Annotated in this window: 18 protein-coding genes; 9 read left to right on the forward strand and 9 right to left on the reverse strand. The window is 73.0% G+C overall.

Annotated features, from left to right (window positions below; all coding sequences use genetic code 11):
* Positions 1-8 precede the first annotated feature (8 nt).
* From FA582_RS16360 to FA582_RS06115, 3 genes are all read right to left on the reverse strand, one after another.
* On the reverse strand, positions 9-674 hold the full coding sequence (locus tag FA582_RS16360) for a hypothetical protein (protein WP_010147202.1): 666 nt from the start codon (positions 672-674) through the stop codon (positions 9-11).
* Positions 671-1,186 (reverse strand): hypothetical protein, encoded by a 516-nt coding sequence (locus FA582_RS06110; protein ID WP_147899773.1) that lies wholly within the window; start codon positions 1,184-1,186, stop codon positions 671-673. The genes FA582_RS16360 and FA582_RS06110 overlap by 4 nt, the downstream gene beginning before the upstream one ends.
* Before the next feature lie 220 nt (positions 1,187-1,406).
* Positions 1,407-2,351: an aldo/keto reductase gene (locus FA582_RS06115; protein WP_010147047.1), complete on the reverse strand. Its 945-nt coding sequence runs from the start codon at positions 2,349-2,351 to the stop codon at positions 1,407-1,409.
* 157 nt (positions 2,352-2,508) lie between these two features.
* Between FA582_RS06115 and FA582_RS06120 the strand changes: the two genes are divergently transcribed.
* From FA582_RS06120 to FA582_RS06130, 3 genes are read left to right on the forward strand one after another with little or no spacing between them, the layout of a single operon-like run.
* The gene (locus FA582_RS06120) at positions 2,509-3,375 is read left to right on the forward strand and encodes an oxygenase MpaB family protein (protein ID WP_010147046.1); all 867 of its coding nucleotides are present in this window, start codon (positions 2,509-2,511) and stop codon (positions 3,373-3,375) included.
* Positions 3,372-3,914, forward strand: coding sequence for a 2'-5' RNA ligase family protein (locus FA582_RS06125; protein WP_010147045.1), 543 nt, complete (start codon positions 3,372-3,374; stop codon positions 3,912-3,914). The genes FA582_RS06120 and FA582_RS06125 overlap by 4 nt, the downstream gene beginning before the upstream one ends.
* Positions 3,911-5,398, forward strand: coding sequence for a cryptochrome/photolyase family protein (locus FA582_RS06130; protein WP_010147044.1), 1,488 nt, complete (start codon positions 3,911-3,913; stop codon positions 5,396-5,398). The genes FA582_RS06125 and FA582_RS06130 overlap by 4 nt, the downstream gene beginning before the upstream one ends.
* 146 nt (positions 5,399-5,544) lie before the next feature.
* Here FA582_RS06130 and FA582_RS06135 read toward each other — a convergent pair whose 3' ends face one another.
* The 4 genes from FA582_RS06135 to FA582_RS06150 all read right to left on the reverse strand — a co-directional run bounded on the left by FA582_RS06135 (position 5,545) and on the right by FA582_RS06150 (position 10,114).
* Entirely contained in the window at positions 5,545-6,030 is a 486-nt protein-coding gene (locus FA582_RS06135) for a PPOX class F420-dependent oxidoreductase (RefSeq protein ID WP_010147043.1), read from the reverse strand.
* Positions 6,031-6,227: 197 nt separating this feature from the next.
* A complete protein-coding gene (locus FA582_RS06140) occupies positions 6,228-7,031 on the reverse strand; it encodes an HNH endonuclease signature motif containing protein (protein ID WP_010147042.1) in 804 nt (267 codons plus the stop codon).
* A 419-nt stretch (positions 7,032-7,450) separates the two neighbouring features.
* A complete protein-coding gene (locus FA582_RS06145) occupies positions 7,451-8,647 on the reverse strand; it encodes a hypothetical protein (protein WP_147899774.1) in 1,197 nt (398 codons plus the stop codon).
* A gap of 306 nt (positions 8,648-8,953) precedes the next feature.
* Positions 8,954-10,114, reverse strand: a complete 1,161-nt coding sequence (locus tag FA582_RS06150; protein WP_010147039.1) for a M20 family metallopeptidase — start codon at positions 10,112-10,114, stop codon at positions 8,954-8,956.
* Between the two features lie 11 nt (positions 10,115-10,125).
* On the opposite strand from FA582_RS06150, the gene FA582_RS06155 reads away from it, so the two are divergent.
* Genes FA582_RS06155 through FA582_RS16730 form a run of 3 tightly spaced genes read left to right on the forward strand, consistent with a single transcriptional unit; the run spans position 10,126 to position 12,417 of the window.
* Entirely contained in the window at positions 10,126-11,373 is a 1,248-nt protein-coding gene (locus tag FA582_RS06155) for an amidohydrolase (RefSeq protein ID WP_010147038.1), read from the forward strand.
* Between the two features lie 46 nt (positions 11,374-11,419).
* Positions 11,420-11,743, forward strand: a complete 324-nt coding sequence (locus FA582_RS06160) for a hypothetical protein (RefSeq protein WP_010147037.1) — start codon at positions 11,420-11,422, stop codon at positions 11,741-11,743.
* A gap of 2 nt (positions 11,744-11,745) precedes the next feature.
* Positions 11,746-12,417, forward strand: coding sequence for a diacylglycerol/lipid kinase family protein (locus FA582_RS16730; RefSeq protein WP_010147036.1), 672 nt, complete (start codon positions 11,746-11,748; stop codon positions 12,415-12,417).
* A 107-nt stretch (positions 12,418-12,524) separates the two neighbouring features.
* On the opposite strand, the gene FA582_RS06170 is transcribed toward FA582_RS16730, so the two are convergent.
* Both FA582_RS06170 and FA582_RS06175 read right to left on the reverse strand, forming a co-directional pair.
* Positions 12,525-13,256 carry a flavodoxin family protein gene (locus FA582_RS06170; RefSeq protein ID WP_010147035.1) on the reverse strand — a complete coding sequence of 244 codons (732 nt, stop codon included), beginning with the start codon at positions 13,254-13,256 and terminating at the stop codon, positions 12,525-12,527.
* A 290-nt stretch (positions 13,257-13,546) separates the two neighbouring features.
* Positions 13,547-14,365, reverse strand: coding sequence for an enoyl-CoA hydratase/isomerase family protein (locus FA582_RS06175; protein WP_147899775.1), 819 nt, complete (start codon positions 14,363-14,365; stop codon positions 13,547-13,549).
* A gap of 98 nt (positions 14,366-14,463) precedes the next feature.
* Between FA582_RS06175 and FA582_RS17510 the strand changes: the two genes are divergently transcribed.
* From FA582_RS17510 to FA582_RS06190, 3 genes are read left to right on the forward strand one after another with little or no spacing between them, the layout of a single operon-like run.
* Positions 14,464-15,096: a glycoside hydrolase family 2 gene (locus tag FA582_RS17510; protein ID WP_010147032.1), complete on the forward strand. Its 633-nt coding sequence runs from the start codon at positions 14,464-14,466 to the stop codon at positions 15,094-15,096.
* A 14-nt stretch (positions 15,097-15,110) separates the two neighbouring features.
* Positions 15,111-15,821: a nucleoside/nucleotide kinase family protein gene (locus tag FA582_RS06185; protein ID WP_010147031.1), complete on the forward strand. Its 711-nt coding sequence runs from the start codon at positions 15,111-15,113 to the stop codon at positions 15,819-15,821.
* A complete protein-coding gene (locus FA582_RS06190) occupies positions 15,818-17,092 on the forward strand; it encodes an AGE family epimerase/isomerase (protein ID WP_010147030.1) in 1,275 nt (424 codons plus the stop codon). Before FA582_RS06185 ends, FA582_RS06190 begins: the two co-directional genes overlap by 4 nt.
* Positions 17,093-17,110 lie beyond the last annotated feature (18 nt).

A 17,110-nucleotide genomic window follows, 5' to 3' on the forward strand; every position in this document is an offset into this window, starting at 1 on the left:
GGTGGCGGTCAGCGGCCGTCGCGGAGGTGCGTCGGCCCGCCGTCCGGGCCGGTCACCCCGGTGTCGTCCGCGCGGGTGACCAGGCTGCCGTCCGGGAGCACGGGCTCCAGACCGGGGACGCGGGGGACGTCCCAGCGCGCCTCGCCCGATGCCGGACCGGCCCACTCGGCGGCCAGTGCCTCGGCGTCGGCCGCCACCGCCTCGAGGGCGTGGGTCCGGCTGCCGACCTCGAGCCGCGCGTCCTCCTGCACCTCTCTCGCGCGCGCGTGCTCGCGGCGCACCTCCTCGGCCACGTCGTCGTCCGGAAGCTCGAGGTGGACCTGGCCCTCGCGCCGACGGACGCTCAGCGCGAGCGCGCCGACCCGCGCGAAGGACGCGTCGAGGTCGCGCTGGGTCGAGGCGGTGAGGTCGTGCAGCGCGTGGAGCTGGGTGATGACGGCCTGCGACATGCCGTGCACCATCTCCAGGGCGCGCACCAGGGTCGGGGCGTAGGCGAGGTAGGAGTCGGCGCGGGCACCCTCCCACGCCTGGGACACCTGGGTGACCAGGTCGGATGCGTCGGCGCCGGCGTTGCCCGTGGCGTCCCGGATCCCGCCCCAGGCACGGATGGCGTCCTGGACGCAGCCGCTCTCGGCCTCGAGGTGCCACACGTCGTCCAGGCTCAGGGTGCTCATGAGTCCTCCGTCCCGGGCGTCTCGTCGGTGATGGTGGGGCCGCGGTGGTAGGGGTCGGCGTGCCCCATGACGGGGGTGGAGGGTTCGTCGGTGATGGTGGGGCCGCGGTGGTAGGGGTCGGCGTGCCCCATGACGGGGGTGGAGGGTTCGTCGGTGATGGTAGGGCCGCGGTGGTAGGGGTCGGCGTGCCCCATGACGGGGGTGGAGGGTTCGTCGGTGATGGTAGGGCCGCGGTGGTAGGGATCGGCGTGCCCCATGACCGGGGCGCTGGGCTGCAGGTCGATGGACGGCCCGCGACGGTGAGGCTCGGCCCGGCCGAGCACCGGCCCGACGACTCGACCGCGCTCGACCGGCTCGATGGTGCCCGGCTGGGGCGCGGCCTGCAGGTCGGAGGCCGCTTGCTGCAGGTGGCGACCGTCGTGCCTCGCGGTCTGCGCGACATTCCCGGCCGCCGCGTCGACGGCGGCGAGCACCCGGTCGAGGACCCCCACGATGCGGGTGTCCGCCGTCATCGTGCCGAGGTCTCTCGGGCTCAGTTGTGCCCCGGCCACGAGGCGGCGCCGCCCCTCGTCGACCGCTCGGGAGATGCCGACCAGGTCATGTCCGTATCGGATCAGGTCGTCTGGACGTCCGCCGACCATCAGGAGCCCCCTTCGCTCTGCTCGCCTCTCGGTCCGTCGCCAGCATAGTCAGCACGACGCGCGGTCGCCAGGGCTGGACCGCCCGCACGCCTCAGAAGGTCGAGGACGCGGCGTCCAGCTCGGCGCGGTCCTGGTCGTCCAGCTCGAGCCGGGTGGCCGCCATGAGCGGCTCCAGCTGCTCGGGGCGTGAGGCCGAGGCGATGGGGGCGGTGACACCGCGATCGAGGAGCCAGGCCAGCGCCACCGAGGCGGGATCCACGCCGTGCCGCCCGGCGACCGTCACGAGGGCGTCGACGACCGCGAACCCGCCGGCCTCGGCATACCTCCGGGCCGCGCCGCCGCGCGCGTTGCCGGCGAAGTCCGCCTCCGTGCGGTACTTCCCGGTGAGGAAGCCGGAGGCCAGGGCGGGGTAGGAGAAGACCGCCAGGCCGAACTCGGCGACGAGCGGGGCGAGGTCGGTCTCGTAGGCGGACCGGGAGACCAGGCTGTAGCGCGGCTGGATCGCGGTCGGGAGGACCGCGCCCTGCGCCGCGGCGGTCTCCATGAAGGCTCGCAGGCGATCGGGGGAGTAGTTCGACAGGCCGATGGCGCGCACCCGGCCGCTGCGGGCCACCTCGTCGAAGGTCGCGACCTGGTCCTCGATGGCCACCTGCTCGTCGTCGGCGTGCGCGTAGTAGAGGTCGAGGTAGTCGGTCTGCAGCCGCTCGAGCGACTCCTCCAGCGCCGCGAGGACGGAGTCGTGCGCCAGGCCCTCCCGGCCCGGCTTCTTCCCGACCTTGGTGGCAACCAGGACCTGGTCGCGGTTGCCGCGGTCGGCCATCCACTGCCCGAGGATTGGCTCGGACTCCCCGCCCTCGTGGCCCTCCGCCCAGGCGGAGTAGGCGTCGGCGGTGTCGACGAAGGACCCACCTGCGGCGAGGAAGGCATCGAGGACGGCCTCGCTGGACTCCCGAGAGGAGGTCCAGCCGAAGGGGTTGCCGCCGAGGTTGATCGGCGCGAAGGGGCGGTCGGTGCCGGGGAAGGTGGGGGTCTGCATGGTCTCCGACCCTACAAGTCGGGCGGGCTCCGCGGCGGTCGGGGAGGGGTCATGGCGAGGGCGCAGGTCGTCGACGTGGCGCGCTGTCGACGCTCGTGGGATAGTGCTGATGTCAAGTCTTTGTTCACTGTCTGTCGTAGGTATGTGAGGTGAGCCGGTGATCGGTCGGGTGCAGACCGCCCTGGGCTCGGCGCTGCGCTCCCGAGTCGCCGGGGACGACGCCCGGGAGCGCGCCGCGCTCATCTGGGACACCCCGGGGGCACGCTGGTTCACCCCGGAGGACCCGGTATGGCGGGTGCACGCCGACGCCTCGATGTTCCCGGGCGGCGTCGCGGCCCTGCTGCTGCAGATGCTGCACCCGATGGCCATGGCCGGCGTGGCGGGTCACTCGGGCTACAAGGGGGACCCGTGGGGGCGGCTGCAGCGCACGAGCACCTACCTCGCCGCGACGACCTTCGGCACGATCGAGCACGCCCTGGACACCATCGGCCACGTCCGCTCGATCCACGAACGGGTCCGTGGCAAGGACGCCTTCGGGCGCCCCTACCGCGCCTCCGACCCCCACCTGCTCACCTGGGTGCACGTCGCGGAGGCGGTGTCCTTCCTCGACGCCTACCAGGCCTTCTCCGGTTCGCCCCTGACCGAGGAGGAGGCCGACCGCTACGTCGCCCAGGCCGGGGTCTCGGCCGGCCACCTCGGCGTGCCCGACCCGCCCTCCTCGGTGCGTGAGCTGCGGGACGTGCTCGAGGCATACCGGCCGGAGCTGGAGGCGACCGACGCGGCCCGGGAGGCCGCCCGCTTCCTCCTCGCGGACCCTCCGCTGCCGGTGGTCTCCCGGCCCGGCTACTGGGCGATCGCGGCGGGTGGGGTCGCCCTGCTCCCGCCGTGGTCGCGTTCCGAGCTGGGGCTGCCGGCCTCACCGGTGCTCTCCCGCGTGGTGCTCTCACCGCTCGGGCGGGTCAGCACCTCGACGGTGCGCTGGGCCATGGCCGGTGTCGAGCGGGCCGAGACCGAGGCCGCGTGAGCCCCTCCCACGCCCTCGAGCTCGTCCTCACCCCGGCGGACGACGCGCAGGTGCGCTCACGCTGGGGCGCGCTCGAGGCCGCGGGGGTGGCCTCGCTCGCCCGGCACCGTGGGTCGACGCACCGCCCGCACCTCACCGTCGCCTCCTCGCCGCACGCTCCGGGCGAGCAGGTGCTCGCCGCCGCGCTCGAGCTGTGGGCGCCGTTGCTCCCCCTGCCCCTTGAGGTGTCCGGGCTCGTCCTGCTCGGAGGGCGCCGGCTGACCATCGCCGAGCTCGTGGCGGCGCCTTTGTCGGCCCGGCGTGCCCAGGCCGTGCTCGCGCAGCAGTGGGAGGGCGCCGACCAGCGACCCTGGGTGCCGCACGTCAGCCTGGCGGCGCGGCTGACGGTGGACGACGCCGGAGCGGCGCTGTCGGCGCTCGCCGACGACCGGTGGGCCAGCCCGGCCGTCGAGGGAGGCCGCACGCTCACCGTGCGGGGCCTGCGGTGGTGGGACCCGCAGGTGCAGTCCGTCTCCGCGGTGGTCGGGGCTGCGGCGTGAGTCGGACGACCGAGGTCCGGCTGGTCTACCCGCACCAGCTGCACAGCGCGCAGCTCGAGGTCCCGGACGGCACCGTCCTCGTCGTCGTCGAGGACGACCTGCTCTACCGGCAGCTTCCCTTCCACGCCCACAAGCTCGTGCTCCACCGCGCCGCCGTGCGGCGATTCGTCGACCGGGCGCAGGAGAGGTCCTTCGACGTGGAGGTCGTCGAGTCGTCGCCCGAGCGGACGAGTGGCTCGGGCCTCGTCGAGCTCGTGCACCGGCTGCGACCGAGCCGGGTCAGCGTCCTGGACGTCGCGGACGACTGGCTGGGCAGGGACTGCCGCGACCAGCTGCGAGAGGGTGGCTACGAGCTGCGGCCCGAGGACGTGCTGGACACCCCGGCCTTCCTCACGACCCGGCGGCAGATCAAGGATCACTTCTCCGCCGGTGGGGCGCGGATGCAGCACTTCTACGCCTGGCAGCGCCGCCGGCTGGACGTGCTCATGGAGGGTGACCAGCCGGTCGGCGGCCGGTGGTCGTTCGACACCGAGAACCGCAAGAAGCTGCCTGCCGGCCACCCGGTCCCGGAACCCGCGCTCGGGCCGGTGCGACGGCATACCCACGTCACCGAGGCGATCGCGTGGGTGGCCGAGCAGTTCCCCGACGCCCCGGGAGACCCCGAGACGTTCTGCTGGGCGACGTCGCCGGGGGAGGCGGACGCCGCCCTGAGACGGTTCCTCGATGAGCGGTTCAGCCAGTTCGGACCCTACGAGGACGCCATCAGCACCGAGCACCCCGTGCTCTTCCACGCCGCGCTGACCCCGGCGCTCAACTGCGGCCTCATCGAGCCCGAGCAGGTGCTGGAGCGGGCGCTGGTGGCCGCCGACGACCATGACGTCGACCTGCCCAGTCTCGAGGGCTTCGTGCGGCAGCTCATCGGCTGGCGCGAGTACATGCGGGCGACCTATCGGCTCTGGGGGCGCCGCATGCGCACGAGCAACGTGCTCGAGCACGGCCGGTCGATGCCCGCGTCGTGGTGGACCGGCGACACGGGCCTCGAGCCGGTCGACCTGGTCATCCGCAGGGTGCTCGAGCGGGGGTATGCGCACCACATCGAGCGGCTCATGGTGCTCGGCAACGCGCTGTGCCTGCTCCGGGTGCACCCGGATGAGGTGTACCGGTGGTTCATGGCGATGTTTGTCGACGCCTACGACTGGGTGATGGTGCCGAATGTGTATGCCATGAGCCAGTTCGCCGCCGGGGAGGCGATCACGACCAAGCCCTACGTGTCCGGCAGCAACTACCTGCGGAAGATGTCCGACCTGCCGCCAGGGGAGTGGCGGCAGGCCTGGGACGGGCTCTACTGGACCTTCGTCGAGGACCATCGGGAGGTCTTCGAGGCCAACAGCCGCTCGGGCTTCGCGGTGCGCAGCTGGGACGGGATGGCGTCGGACAAGCAGCGGGCCCACCGCGACGCGGCAGCACCCTGGTTGGGCAGGTAACCCTGCCTCGGCCCCGCGATTCAGCTCGTCGTTGGGGTGTGCACGGTCACGAGCCGGGTTGCTGGCGTCGTGCTACTTCCTGGCGTGTCGATGCCTTCGCCTCAGGGGTGCGTCACGAGTCGGTGCGTAGGCCTCTGGCGAAGGCGTCACGAGTCGGGGTGCTGGCCCGCCTCGGAGAGGCGCGCGGGGAAGCCGCCGGTCGCGATGGGCGACCACCGCGTCGGGGTGACGCGGATGAGGGACTTGCCCTGGTCGCGCATGGCCTGGCGGTACTCGTCCCAGTCGGGGTGCTCACCGGAGATGCACCGGAAGTAGTCGACGAGCGGCTCGACCGCGTCCTCCCCGTCGAGCACCTCGCAGGAGCCGTCGACCTGCACCCACGCGTCGCCGAAGTCGTCGGACAGGACGAGCACGCTGACCTCGGGGTGACGTCGCGCATTGGCGGTCTTGGCGCGCTCGGGGTAGGTCGAGATGACGAGCCGCCCCTCGTCGTCCACACCGCCGGTGACGGGAGAGGCCTGCGGGTTCCCGTCCTGCCGTTGCGTGATGAGGACGAGGTTGTGCCGGGTCCTGGCGAAGTCCAGGAGCTGCTCGAGCTCGACATCGGTCGTGGTCGCGATGGTGCGTGGCATGTCACCACTGTGCCATCGGAGGTGGCGCGGGTGGCGAAGTGCGGGGTCAACCTGTCTGGCTGGTGAGGGGTAGGCCCCAGCGGCGGCGTCGAAGGCGATGCTATCGACGGCGACGATCATGCAGGCGACGCGGGCGGGGCCGGAGGTGTCGACGGGCCCCACCGCTCAGGATCGGCGGGACCGGTCGGAGCTGAGCCTCAGAACGGCGGTGGTTCGTCCCGTGGCTCACGCCAGGGCGGGGTCGACTCCGCGGTGTCGTGGCCCCGCTTCATGTCGCGCCTGTCGGCTGACGCGTCGGAGGCGTCGGAGGCGTCGGCGACCGTCGGCGAGCTGAAGCCCAACAGGCTGGCCACCGTCGCCAGATCCTCCGGCGCGCCTCCCCGTCGCTGCCCGTCCTGTCCGCGGTGCGTCAGCGTGATCCAGCCGGTCAGTCTCGGGTCGTGGTCAGTCGCTCCGTCGGCGTCGTCGGGATCGGCGAGGAGAGCACCCACGCCGCGGTGGGCGAGCGCGGAGTAGAGGGCGCGGCAGGCGAGGTCCAGGTCGTCCTCCGGGGTCGGACGCCCGGGCTCGTCAACGGCGTCAAGAGCGGAAGGCGCGGCCGGGTCGGTGACCGCGGCGTCGGGATGCGTCCCGTCGCGCGGGTCCGACGTGGTGACGGTCGTGGTGACGCCCGTGGTGCGCGCCGACGGGAGGTACTGGCGGTAGTCGTGGCCGCGGGTCTGCTCGATCTGACCGAGGATCGTCTCCCAGGTGAGGTCGCGTCGCGGAGCCAGGGCGCTGCTCCACCATCCCTCGGTCTTGAACTGGTGGCTGCGGACGTCCTTGAGGGCGAGGTTGCTCTCACGGGTGGGACCGCCGGACCCGAAGGGCTGCTCGTGGTCGATCTCGCACGCGACAGCGGGTGCTCTGCTGCCAGGAGCCCGGGAGTAGACGTCGGCTGCCACGATCTGCCGGCGCATGGCGGCGTCGGGGCGGTAAGCCGCGATGCTGCGCTCGATCAACCGGCCGTCGGCAGGATCGACCAGCAGCCGGGACAGGGTCGTGCCGGGGGCGAGCGCCAGCTCACGCAGGTGTCCTGGGGTGAGGAAGGCAGGGTGTCGTCCGAGGACTTCCCCGACTGCACCCCGTCCCGGCGGGGAGGTGCTGGGTCCTGTCCGTGGGTGGTGCGTGGGGGCGCGGCCGCTGACGAAGTCTCCGGGTGTGTGGTGGGTAGCGCCACGGGTTGTAAGTGATTCTTTGGACGTGGAGTGGGCGGCGGGAGAGGCGGCTCGGCGCCCGTCGGTGGCACGGCGTTTGGTCCCAGGAGAGCCGGTTGCCCTGTGCCGCCGGCGACGGGCGCCGGCGGGGGCGCGCTGCGTGGCGGGTCGTCGGCGGCGCGGTCATCGGGCTGCTCCTGCGGCTCCTCGGGGCGGGAGGCGCATCAGGTGCAGGCGGGCTGCCCGGTGAGCGCGTCGAAGGGGACCACGACCTCCAGGGTGATGGAGGGCTGGGCCGTGACGATCTGCGCGACCGCCTCGCTCTCCGCCGGGGTGAGCAGCGGGTCCCCGGTGGGCCCGGTGGGCAGGGTGCGCCCGGTCGGCGGGGTCGTCAGGGTGCCCTCTGCGCGACCGGGCAGGTCGAGGCGGCCGTGCAGGAGCAGCGTCTGGGCCACGTCCGAGCGCAGCTGGGCGAGGGTGCGCTCGTCACCGCTCTTGCGCAGGGCCTTGGCGCAGGCATCGATCCGCTGCGAGATGGCGCACACGCTCGTCAGTGGACCGGTGACCGCCAGGGTGGCCGTCGAGTCGTCGTCCACCCGCATCCAGACACGACGCTCGGCACGTGCCCGATGGCGGCGCTCCCGCTCTGCGAGCACGTCCTGTCCCTCGACCCGGACCGCCTCGCGCTCCAGGGCTGCCCAGAACTCCGCCTGGTGCCAGGGCCGGTCGAGGAGCGTCCCGTCGGGCGCCAGGCGCTCCGGCACGGCGAGGTCAGGATCCGCACCGAAGAGTGACTCAGAGACCAGGGGCGCCTCGTCGGCCGGAAGCGTCCCGCACCGCTCCCAGAAGGCACGGACGTGCCCCCACGACGCGAGCCCGGTCTCCAGCGCCTCAGCCACCACGGTGCGCACGGGTGCGGGAGCGCAGGCCACGCCGACGAGCTGTCGTGCCTCACGGACCCCGAGCCCGAGCGCGACCTGCAGCTCTGCACACGCCAGTCTCTTGGTCTCGGCCCACTTCCGGCGGCGTGCGGGCGTCAGCTCGTCGACGTCGGCATACCCCTTGTCCGCCAGTAAGGCTGCACCGATCTCCGCCGTGAGGTCCTGAGCTGCTCCCAGGAGCCGTGCCTCCATCGCGGAGCGCTGATGGGCGATGGAGCGCACCCGCTGCACGGCGTCGCAGGGAGGCTGCCTCGGCGTCGGATCGGCGCTCGTCGAGGGCCGCGCCTCGTCGTCGGGAGGACGTGCCTCGTCGTCGGGAGGACGTGCGTCGTCGACGGGAAAGGGTGGCGCGCTCACGTCCGGTTGGAGTCCGGGCACGGTCAGGGTGAGACCGAAGGGGCGCAGGTCGACGCAGTGAACCCCGTGTGCGAGCTCCAGCGCGCGGTGTGCGCAGAGCTCGGCCAGCCGATACTCGAGCACTGAGCCGACGTGCGGTCTGTCCAGCATGTCCATCCCCCCTTCTACGACGATAGTAGCACATACGTTCGAAAGAGGCAAGGGTTGGGTCGCGAACGTCGGTGATGCGTCAGGACACCGATGGCGGTGATCTCCGTCAGGACTGACGGTGACGCATGACGTGTCAGGACATGGGTGACGGTCGGCCGTTGCGGGGTCGTGGGCCGGTGGGACCGGTCGGTCGTGTGCCAGCCTGCCGGTGGGGCCGGTGGCCAGGTGGGTCCGTTGCCGAGGCGCCGATGACCGGGAGATCGGGTGCCGGCCTGTCGGTCAGCCGCGGCCCAGGAGTTCCACGAGCCCCGCCATGAGGGCGGTCTGCCGAGGGATCCCGCTGACGAGGATGTGCTCGTGCCGGGCGTGCGGGCCGGCGCCGATGCCGCCGAGGCCGTCGAGCACCGGCAGGCCGAGAGCGGCGATGAAGTTGCCGTCGCTCGCGCCGCCCACCGCCTCGTCGCCGACGTCCACCCCGAGGTCGTCGCCGACCGTGCGCACGAGCTCCAGGAGCCGGGCGGTGTGCGGCGTGGGGTTCATCGGAGGCCGGTTGCGGTCGATGTCGACCTCGAGGCGACACCGTTCGTCCGACACGTGCAGGGCTTCCAGCGCCCCGACGACGCGGTCCTCCTCGGCGGGTTCCTGGATCCGCACGTCGACCTCGCAGGTCGCCCGTCCGGCCACGACGTTGCGCCCGGACCCACCGGTGATCGTGCCGACGTTGACGGTCGTCTCCCGCTCTCGGTCCGCGAGCGCCACGAGCTGCGGCACCAGCCCGGCCAGCTCGTGCACCGCGCTCGCGCCAGCCTCCGGGTCGAGCCCCGCGTGCGACTCGACCCCGTGCACGGTGACGTCCGCGAACACCATGCCCTTGCGCCGGGTCTTCACCGCCCCGGCCGCGCTCGGCTCGGTGATGAGGGTGGCGAGCGCGTCCGACGCCGCGGCCTCCAGGTGCGCCCGCCCGGCGCGGGAGCCGATCTCCTCGTCAGGGGTGAGCAGGAGCCGCACGTCCGGGTGCGGCACGCCGAGCCTGCGTAGGGCCAGGAGCATCCAGACCGTCTGGACGATGCCGACCTTCATGTCGAGCACGCCCGGGCCGGTGAGCACGTCCCCGTCGCGCGTCAGCGGCCACCCGTCCAGGGTCCCTTCCGGCCAAACGGTGTCGTAGTGCGCGAGGAACAGCACCTCGCCCCGAGCGCCCACCCCCGGCCACGTCAGGTCGAGCACGTCGCCGAACTCGCCGCCGTCGTGCTGGACGCGACGGCTCGGCTCACCCAGTCGCTGCACGAGGTATGCCTCGATCCGGGGCAGCGCGACCTCCAGCAGGTCGCGGCGTCGGCTCGGCGTCTCCAGGCCGACGAGCAGCTCCAGGTCGCCGAGCACCTCCTCCAGGTGCTCCTCGACGACGGTCCGGACGGCGCTCGCGTGAGTGGTCGGCATACCCTCACCGTATGTCGCAGACCACGAGCATCCTGGAGTCAGCAGAGCACGCCGACCTGCGCGAGTCGCTGCACGAGCTCTACCGCCACCTCCATGCCCACCCCGAGCTGTCGATGCAGGAGGAGGCCACCGCCGCCCTCATCGAGGAGCGGATGGGCGGGCTGGGCTACGACGTCTTCCGCTGCGGCGGCACCGGCGTCGTGGCCACGCTGCGCAACGGCGAGGGCCCGGTCGTGGGGTTCCGCGCGGACACCGACGCGCTGCCCGTGGAGGAGGACACCGGCCTGGAGTATGCCTCGACCGCCCGCGGCACCATGCCCGACGGCACGGACGTGCCCGTCATGCACGCGTGCGGCCACGACATGCACGTCACGGCGGCGATCGGGGCTGCCACGCTGCTCGCGGGGGACCGGGAGGCGTGGTCGGGCACGGTCGTCTTCCTCTTCCAGCCGGGGGAGGAGACCGCGCAGGGGGCGGTCTCGATGCTCGACGACGGGCTGTGGGAGCGCGCCGAGCGCCCCGAGGTGATCTACGGGCAGCACGTCTGGCCGGGCATCACGGGAACCATCGACGTCACGCCCGGGCCGGCGATGACCTTCTCCGACGCCTGGCGGGTGACCGTCCGGGGGCGTGGTGGCCACGGGTCGCAGCCGGAGTCGACCATCGACCCGGTCGTGCTGGCCGCGCACATGATCGTGCGCATCCAGAGCCTCAAGAGCCGCGAGGTGCCGGCGCAGAAGGCCGCCGTCATCACGATCGCGACGATCCATGCCGGCCTCAAGGAGAACATCATCCCGGCGACGGCCGAGTTCACCGTCAACATGCGCAACCTGGACGCCGACGTGCGCGAGCACCTGCTGGGTGCGCTGCGCCGGGTCATCCTCGCCGAGGCCATGGCCTCCGACGCCCCCGAGCCGGTCATCGAGGAGATCTACACCTTCCCCCTGCTCGTCAATGACGAGGAGGAGACCGCGCGGGTCATCGAGGTGTTGCGCGGCGCGATCGGCGAGGAGCAGGTCAACGAGATCCCGGCGGTCATGGGCAGCGAGGACTTCGGCGCGCTGCCGGACGCGATCGGGGTGCCGGGCGTCTACTGGTTCTTCGGCGGCCTCACCCGCGAGGAGGTCGAGGGGGAGGAGCCGACGGTGACCAACCACTCGCCGCACTTCGGCCCGCAGCTCGAGCCCACGCTGGGCATCGGGGTCTCCGCCGCCTACGCCGTCCTCACCTCCCGCCTGCGCCCCGGCGGGGTCGGCTGACCGGGGGCGTAGCTTGGGCGTGTTCTGACCGATGCGAGGAGACGTTGTGCCCACCGAGGAGCCGACCGAGAGTCCTGAGCGCGCCGAGAGCCCGGGGCATACCGAGCGTGCGAGTGGTGCCGGGGACGCCAGGGGCCGTGACGACGCAGGCCATCCCGTCCCCGCCGAGGGCGACGAGGCGTCGGGCGGCGTCGACCGGCGCGTCCTCATGCTGTCCAACTCCGACGCCGGGTCCTCCGAGGACGACGTGGTCGAGCAGGTATGCCGTGAGCTCGACTCCTGCTCCACCGCAGGTCTGGAGATCCTCACCCCCGAGGACGACGAGGAGTATGCCGCGGCCGTCGCCTCCGCGGTGGCCGCGACGTCGTAGTCATGGGCGGCGACGGGTCCATCCACCGTTTCCTGCAGGTCGTGCAGGACCAGGGACTGCTGGGGCGCATCGGGACGGTCGGCGTCGTGCCGCTGGGCACCGGCAACGACCTGGTGCGCGGGGCCGGGATCCCGCTCGACCCCCAGGAGGCCGCGCGGGTCGCGGTCGCCGGCGCCACGACCGAGCGCGGCCTCATGGTGGACGACACCGGCTCGGTCGTCGTCAACGTCGTGCACGCCGGGGTCGCGGCCGAGGCGACGGCGCACGCGGGCGAGGTCAAGGGTGTGCTCGGCAAGGCGGCCTACGCCTGGGGTGCCCTGCGGGCGGGGCTGACCTCCAAGGGCTGGCACCTGCGGGTCAGCGTGGACGGCGAGGGGATCGCCGACGACGACCGGCCCGCGCTCATGGTCACCCTCGCGCTGGGCAGCTCGGTCGGCGGTGGAACCCCGGTCGCCCCGCACGCGCGGGCGGACGACGGCCAGGTCGAGGTGGTCGTCGCGCACGGCGTGGGTCCGCTGCCCGGGTCCGTTTCGCGCTGGACCTGCGCAAGGGGCGGCACGTGGAGCGCGAGGACGTCACCCTCACCTCGGGCCGGGAGGTCGTGGTGCGCGCCGACCGCGAGCAGGACGCCTTCCGGGTCAACACCGACGGCGAGGTCGAGGACGAGCGGGTGATGCGCCGCTCGTGGCGGCTCCTGGACCAGGGGTGGACGCTGCGGGTCCACGAGGGCTCGGCCGACCGACAGGGCTGAACCTCGAAGGCACCCGCGACCGCCGCTGCCTCAGGTGCCTGGGACCGCCCGGGGCTCGGCATACCCGAAGAGCTCTCCATCGGCGAGCGCGTTGCGGTCGTTGCCGTAGGTCGGCAGGCCGCCGGCCTCCTTGAGCAGGTGCGCGGTGTGCATGAGGTTCCAGCTCATGATCGTGGCGTTGCGGCGGGTGAAGTCGTTGTCGAAGCCCACCGGGGGCTTGCCCTCGCGCGGGTCGCCGTAGGAGGGCCCCGGACCGATCTCGCCGAGCCATCCGCAGTCGGCCTGCGGCGGGATGACCAGGCCGAGGTGCTGCATCGCGAAGAGCAGGGACATCGAGGTGTGCTTGACGCCGTCCTCGTTGCCGGTGATGACGGCACCGCCGACCTTGCCGTAGTAGATCGACTGGCCGCGCTCGTTGAGCATCGCCGACATGGCGTAGAGGCGTTCGATGAGGACCCGGCAGACCGAGGACTCCTCGCCGAGCCACAGCGGCGTGCCGATGACGAGGATGTCAGCCGCCTCGACGCGGGGCCACAGGTCCGGCCAGTCGTCATGGTCCCAGCCGTGCTCGCGCATGTCGGGCTGGACACCCGGGGCGATCTGGTGCTCGACGAGGTGCAGCCGGTCGACCTCGACCCCGGCGCCGCTCATGAGGTGGTCGACGACGTCCAGCAGCCGGCCGGTGTGCGACGTCTCGGCGTCGGGCGTGAGTGAGCAGTTGACGAGCAGGGCTCGCAGGCCTGCGTAGTTCGGTGCCTCCACGGGGGCCTCCTGGGTGCGGGTCGGAGTCAGATCAGGGTCAGATCGACGCAGAGGTCAGCCTGCCACGCCGCCGATCGTCGCGCCCGGTGTGGGCTGGGAGCGAGGGCCGGGCCGATGCGCCCATGGGCCACGTCCACCCGTCCACGCCTTCACCGTGGTGGGTGTGGGTCGTCAGGGCGACCCGTAGCCACCACGCGGACGAGGCGCGGGCCCGTTCACGCCCTCCACCGTGGTGGGTGTGGGTCGTCAGGGCGACCTGGAGCCACCACGTAGAGCGTCAGCGGCGCGGGTCAGGGCGGGCCGGTCTGAAGCGCGGCGAGCATAGGGGCGCCCGCGCGTCGCGCCGCACCGGCCAGGGTCTCGCCGGGCCGGAGGTATGCCGGTGCTCCCGTCGCGTCGTCCGTTCCACGGCCCGTCGCGTCGTCCGTTCCACGGCCCGTCGCGTCGCCCCTCCCGTCGCCGGGGTGCGATCGGTCGAGGGCGAGGCCGACGGCGGGCCCGGAGGAGGTGGGCAGGGCCGCGTCGGGCGGGGAGCCATCGAACAGCCCCAGCTCGCGGGCCTCCTCGGCGCCGACCACGTGGTGGCCGTCGACCAGCCGCTGCGCCGTCGAGGAGCCGACGAGCAGGTCGAGCCGCCACCGGGTGAAGTCGTCGAGCGTCATCCCGTGGCGGCCGAAGGGGAAGACGAGGGTGGGCGCGCCGAGCGCCACCCTGGAGTCGCAGGCTGCCATGATCTCGACCCCACCGCCGGCAGCGCCGCCCTCGACCAGAGCCACGACAGGCCGGGACGAGACGTGGATCGTCAGCAGGGCCGTGACGACCGCGTCGACGAACTCCGCCGCGTGCGCGGGGTCCTCGCGGGCCCAGGCCAAGGTGTCGAGGTCGGCGCCGGAACAGAAGTAGCCGCCGGCACCGGTGATGACCAGCGCGTCCGGACGCTCCCCACCGACGGGGTCCTGCGGCCCGCCCTGATCGGCCACGACCTCGGCGAGCTGGCGCCACATCGGCAGGGTGAGGGCGTTGCGGCGGGCCGGGCGGTCCAGCACCACGGTGGTGCCCCGCTCGCCCTCGACGACGCGCACGGTGCCGTCGGTCGGTGGGGAGGCCATGCGGGCACTCTAGGTCGGGTTACCCGGAAGTCTTCACCTTCCCTAGAGCAAACGGCACGTAGCGTGAGCAGGTCCCATGCTCTCGACGAGGAGGCATCATGCCGCATACCCAGTTGTCCCGCCGTTCCCTGCTCGGTTGGGGGAGCCTGGCCGCCATCGGCGCGTCCGTGACCGGCGCCGGCGCCGCGCAGGCCGACGCGCAGTTCCCCAACCCCGGCAAGGAGACGCCGCTGGCGGCGATCCGCTCCTACGGCGACATGATCACCCAGCTGGAGCGCCTGGCGAGCGGCAGCCGCTACCCCGTGACCGTCCGCACCCTGTCGCAGGTCGGCACGGCGGAGGCGCTGAGTGAGCAGGGTCGTGAGCTGTATGTCGCGACCGTCGGCACCGGCCCGACCCCTGCCGGACAGCCGTACTTCTGCAGCGAGTACGGCGGGATCTGGTGGGTGCCGGAGTCGGCCCGCTCCGGGGCCGACTCGGTCAACGACTCCGGTGAGTCCTGGGGCTACGGCGACCGGGTGCGCGACGAGGAGGAGTTCTACGCCCGGGCCGAGGGCCTCACCCGGGTGCTCGACCAGGACCCGCTGATGTTCGGCTACTGCTACACCCAGCTCACCGATGTCTTCCAGGAGAAGAACGGGATCTACGGCTCCGACCGGAGCGAGAAGTTCGACCCGGCCCGGATCCGCGCGATCTTCGGTGCCGAGGCCGCCTACGAGCGGGGTGACTGACTAGGCTTGCGCGGGTGGCTCGACAACTCGCGGTGGCGCTCACCGGTGCTCCCGGGCCTGCACACCGGGTCACCCTCTCGGAGGTCGTGGCCCAAGCGAGCGCGCTGGCCGTGTCCGGAACCCGCACCCTGCTCGGCATCAGCGGGGCGCCGGGGGCGGGCAAGTCGACGGTCGTCGAGGCGATCCTCGCCGAGCTCGGCCCGCGCGCGGCGTGGGTCCCCATGGACGGCTTCCACCTCGACAACGGGGTGCTGGAAGGTCTGGGGCGGCGCGGACGCAAGGGCGCCTGGGACACCTTCGACGTCGAGGGGTATGTCGCGCTCCTGCAGCGGGTGCGCGACCTGCCCGCCGCGGACGCCGTGGTCTACGCCCCGGCCTTAGACCGGTCCCTCGAGACGGCCGTCGCCGCGGCGATCCCGGTGCCCGCGGAGGCCTCCCTCGTGCTCACCGAGGGCAACTACCTGCTCCACGACGCCGGCGGCTGGGAGCAGGTCCGCCCGCTGCTCGACCAGGTGTGGTTCCTCGAGGTGCCTGAGCAGGAGCGGGTCCGGCGACTGCTCGGGCGGCGCACGCAGGACGGCGAGGCGCTCGAGCAGGCTCGGGCGTGGGTCCACGACGTCAACCAGGTCAACGCCGGGCTGGTGCTGGCCGACGCCCACCGGGCCGACCTGCGGCTCCGCCTGACCACCCGCGGCGACGACAGCGCCGGGGGGAGCGGGCGATGAGCGGTGAGCGGACGGCATACCCCGGCGGTCAGGCGTACCGCCGGGCGCGCCGGGTCGAGCTGCTGCGTTTCGCGCAGGCCTCGCGGGTCGCCGACGGCTTCGGCTACCTCGACGACGGCGGGACGGTGGACCCCAGCCATCCGGTCGAGCTCTACGTCACCTGTCGGATGACCCACGTCTTCGGCCTCGGGCTGCTGGTCGGCGACCCGCCGGCGCCCGGCGGGCCGGGGGGGGGGCGGGAGCTGACCGAGTTGGCCACCCACGGGGTGACGGCGCTGCTCGACGGTCCGCTGAGCGACACCGAGCACGGCGGGTGGTTCGCCTCCGTGCGGGAGGGTGCCGTCGACGTCGCGACCAAGCAGGCGTATGCCCATGCCTTCGTCGTGCTCGCCGCCAGCACCGCCCGCACCGCCGGGATCCCGCGTGCCGAGGAACTGCTGGAGGAGGCGCTCGCTGTCCAGGAGGCGCACTTCTGGGACGAGGAGGCGGGCATGGTCGTCGAGGAGTGGGACGCGAGCTTCACCGACCTCGACCCCTACCGCGGCCTCAACTCGGCGATGCACACGGTCGAGGACTATCTCGCCGCCTGGGACGCCGGGGCGGGTGCGCAGTGGCGGGAGCGCGCGCTGCGGATCGCCACGCGGGTCATCGGCTGGGCGGGGGAGAACTCCTGGCGCATCCCCGAGCACTTCGACGCCGACTGGCGACCGCTGCCGGAGCACAACGCCGACCGGCCGGCCGACCCCTTCCGGCCCTACGGCGCGACGGTGGGGCACGGGCTGGAGTGGGCCCGACTGCTGCTGACCCTGGCGACCACCGGCGACGGCTCCGCACCTCCGGCGGGGCTCGCGACGCCGGCCCGCCTGGTGGAGGCCGGCACCCGGCTCGCGGAGCGGGCGATCAGAGACGGCTGGACGGCGGACGGCCAGGACGGCTTCGTCTACACCACCGACTGGGAGGGCCGGCCGGTCGTGCGCGAGCGCATGCACTGGGTCCTCACCGAGGCGATCGCCACCTCGACCGTGCTGCACCAGGTCACCGGTGGGGCTAGGCACGCCGACGACGTGGAGCGCTGGTGGGCGTATGCCGACCGCCACCTCATCGACCCCGACGGCCTCTCCTGGCGGCACGAGCTGGATCAGGACAACGCCCCCAGCGCCCGCACCTGGCCGGGGCGGCCGGACGCCTACCACGCCTACCAGGCCGCCCTGGTCGCCGACATCCCCGGCGCGGCGTCCTTCGCCGGGGGAGTGGCCGCCTGGTCGACATGACGTCGGTGGCGTCCCGGG

Origin of the sequence: Serinicoccus profundi, from assembly GCF_008001015.1 — a bacterium.
Lineage (GTDB): Bacteria > Actinomycetota > Actinomycetes > Actinomycetales > Dermatophilaceae > Ornithinicoccus > Ornithinicoccus profundi.

Bases quoted from the DNA above. Each gene is read 5' to 3' on its own strand.
- FA582_RS16730 (WP_010147036.1), top strand. From the start codon at position 11,746: ATGGGCGGCGACGGGTCCATCCACCGTTTCCTGCAGGTCGTGCAGGAC.
- FA582_RS06175 (WP_147899775.1), bottom strand. From the start codon at position 14,365: ATGGCCTCCCCACCGACCGACGGCACCGTGCGCGTCGTCGAGGGCGAG.
- FA582_RS06190 (WP_010147030.1), top strand. From the start codon at position 15,818: ATGAGCGGTGAGCGGACGGCATACCCCGGCGGTCAGGCGTACCGCCGG.
- FA582_RS16360 (WP_010147202.1), bottom strand. From the start codon at position 674: ATGAGCACCCTGAGCCTGGACGACGTGTGGCACCTCGAGGCCGAGAGC.
- FA582_RS17510 (WP_010147032.1), top strand. From the start codon at position 14,464: ATGCCGCATACCCAGTTGTCCCGCCGTTCCCTGCTCGGTTGGGGGAGC.
- FA582_RS06135 (WP_010147043.1), bottom strand. From the start codon at position 6,030: ATGCCACGCACCATCGCGACCACGACCGATGTCGAGCTCGAGCAGCTC.
- FA582_RS06115 (WP_010147047.1), bottom strand. From the start codon at position 2,351: ATGCAGACCCCCACCTTCCCCGGCACCGACCGCCCCTTCGCGCCGATC.
- FA582_RS06110 (WP_147899773.1), bottom strand. From the start codon at position 1,186: ATGACGGCGGACACCCGCATCGTGGGGGTCCTCGACCGGGTGCTCGCC.
- FA582_RS06155 (WP_010147038.1), top strand. From the start codon at position 10,126: ATGTCGCAGACCACGAGCATCCTGGAGTCAGCAGAGCACGCCGACCTG.
- FA582_RS06150 (WP_010147039.1), bottom strand. From the start codon at position 10,114: ATGCCGACCACTCACGCGAGCGCCGTCCGGACCGTCGTCGAGGAGCAC.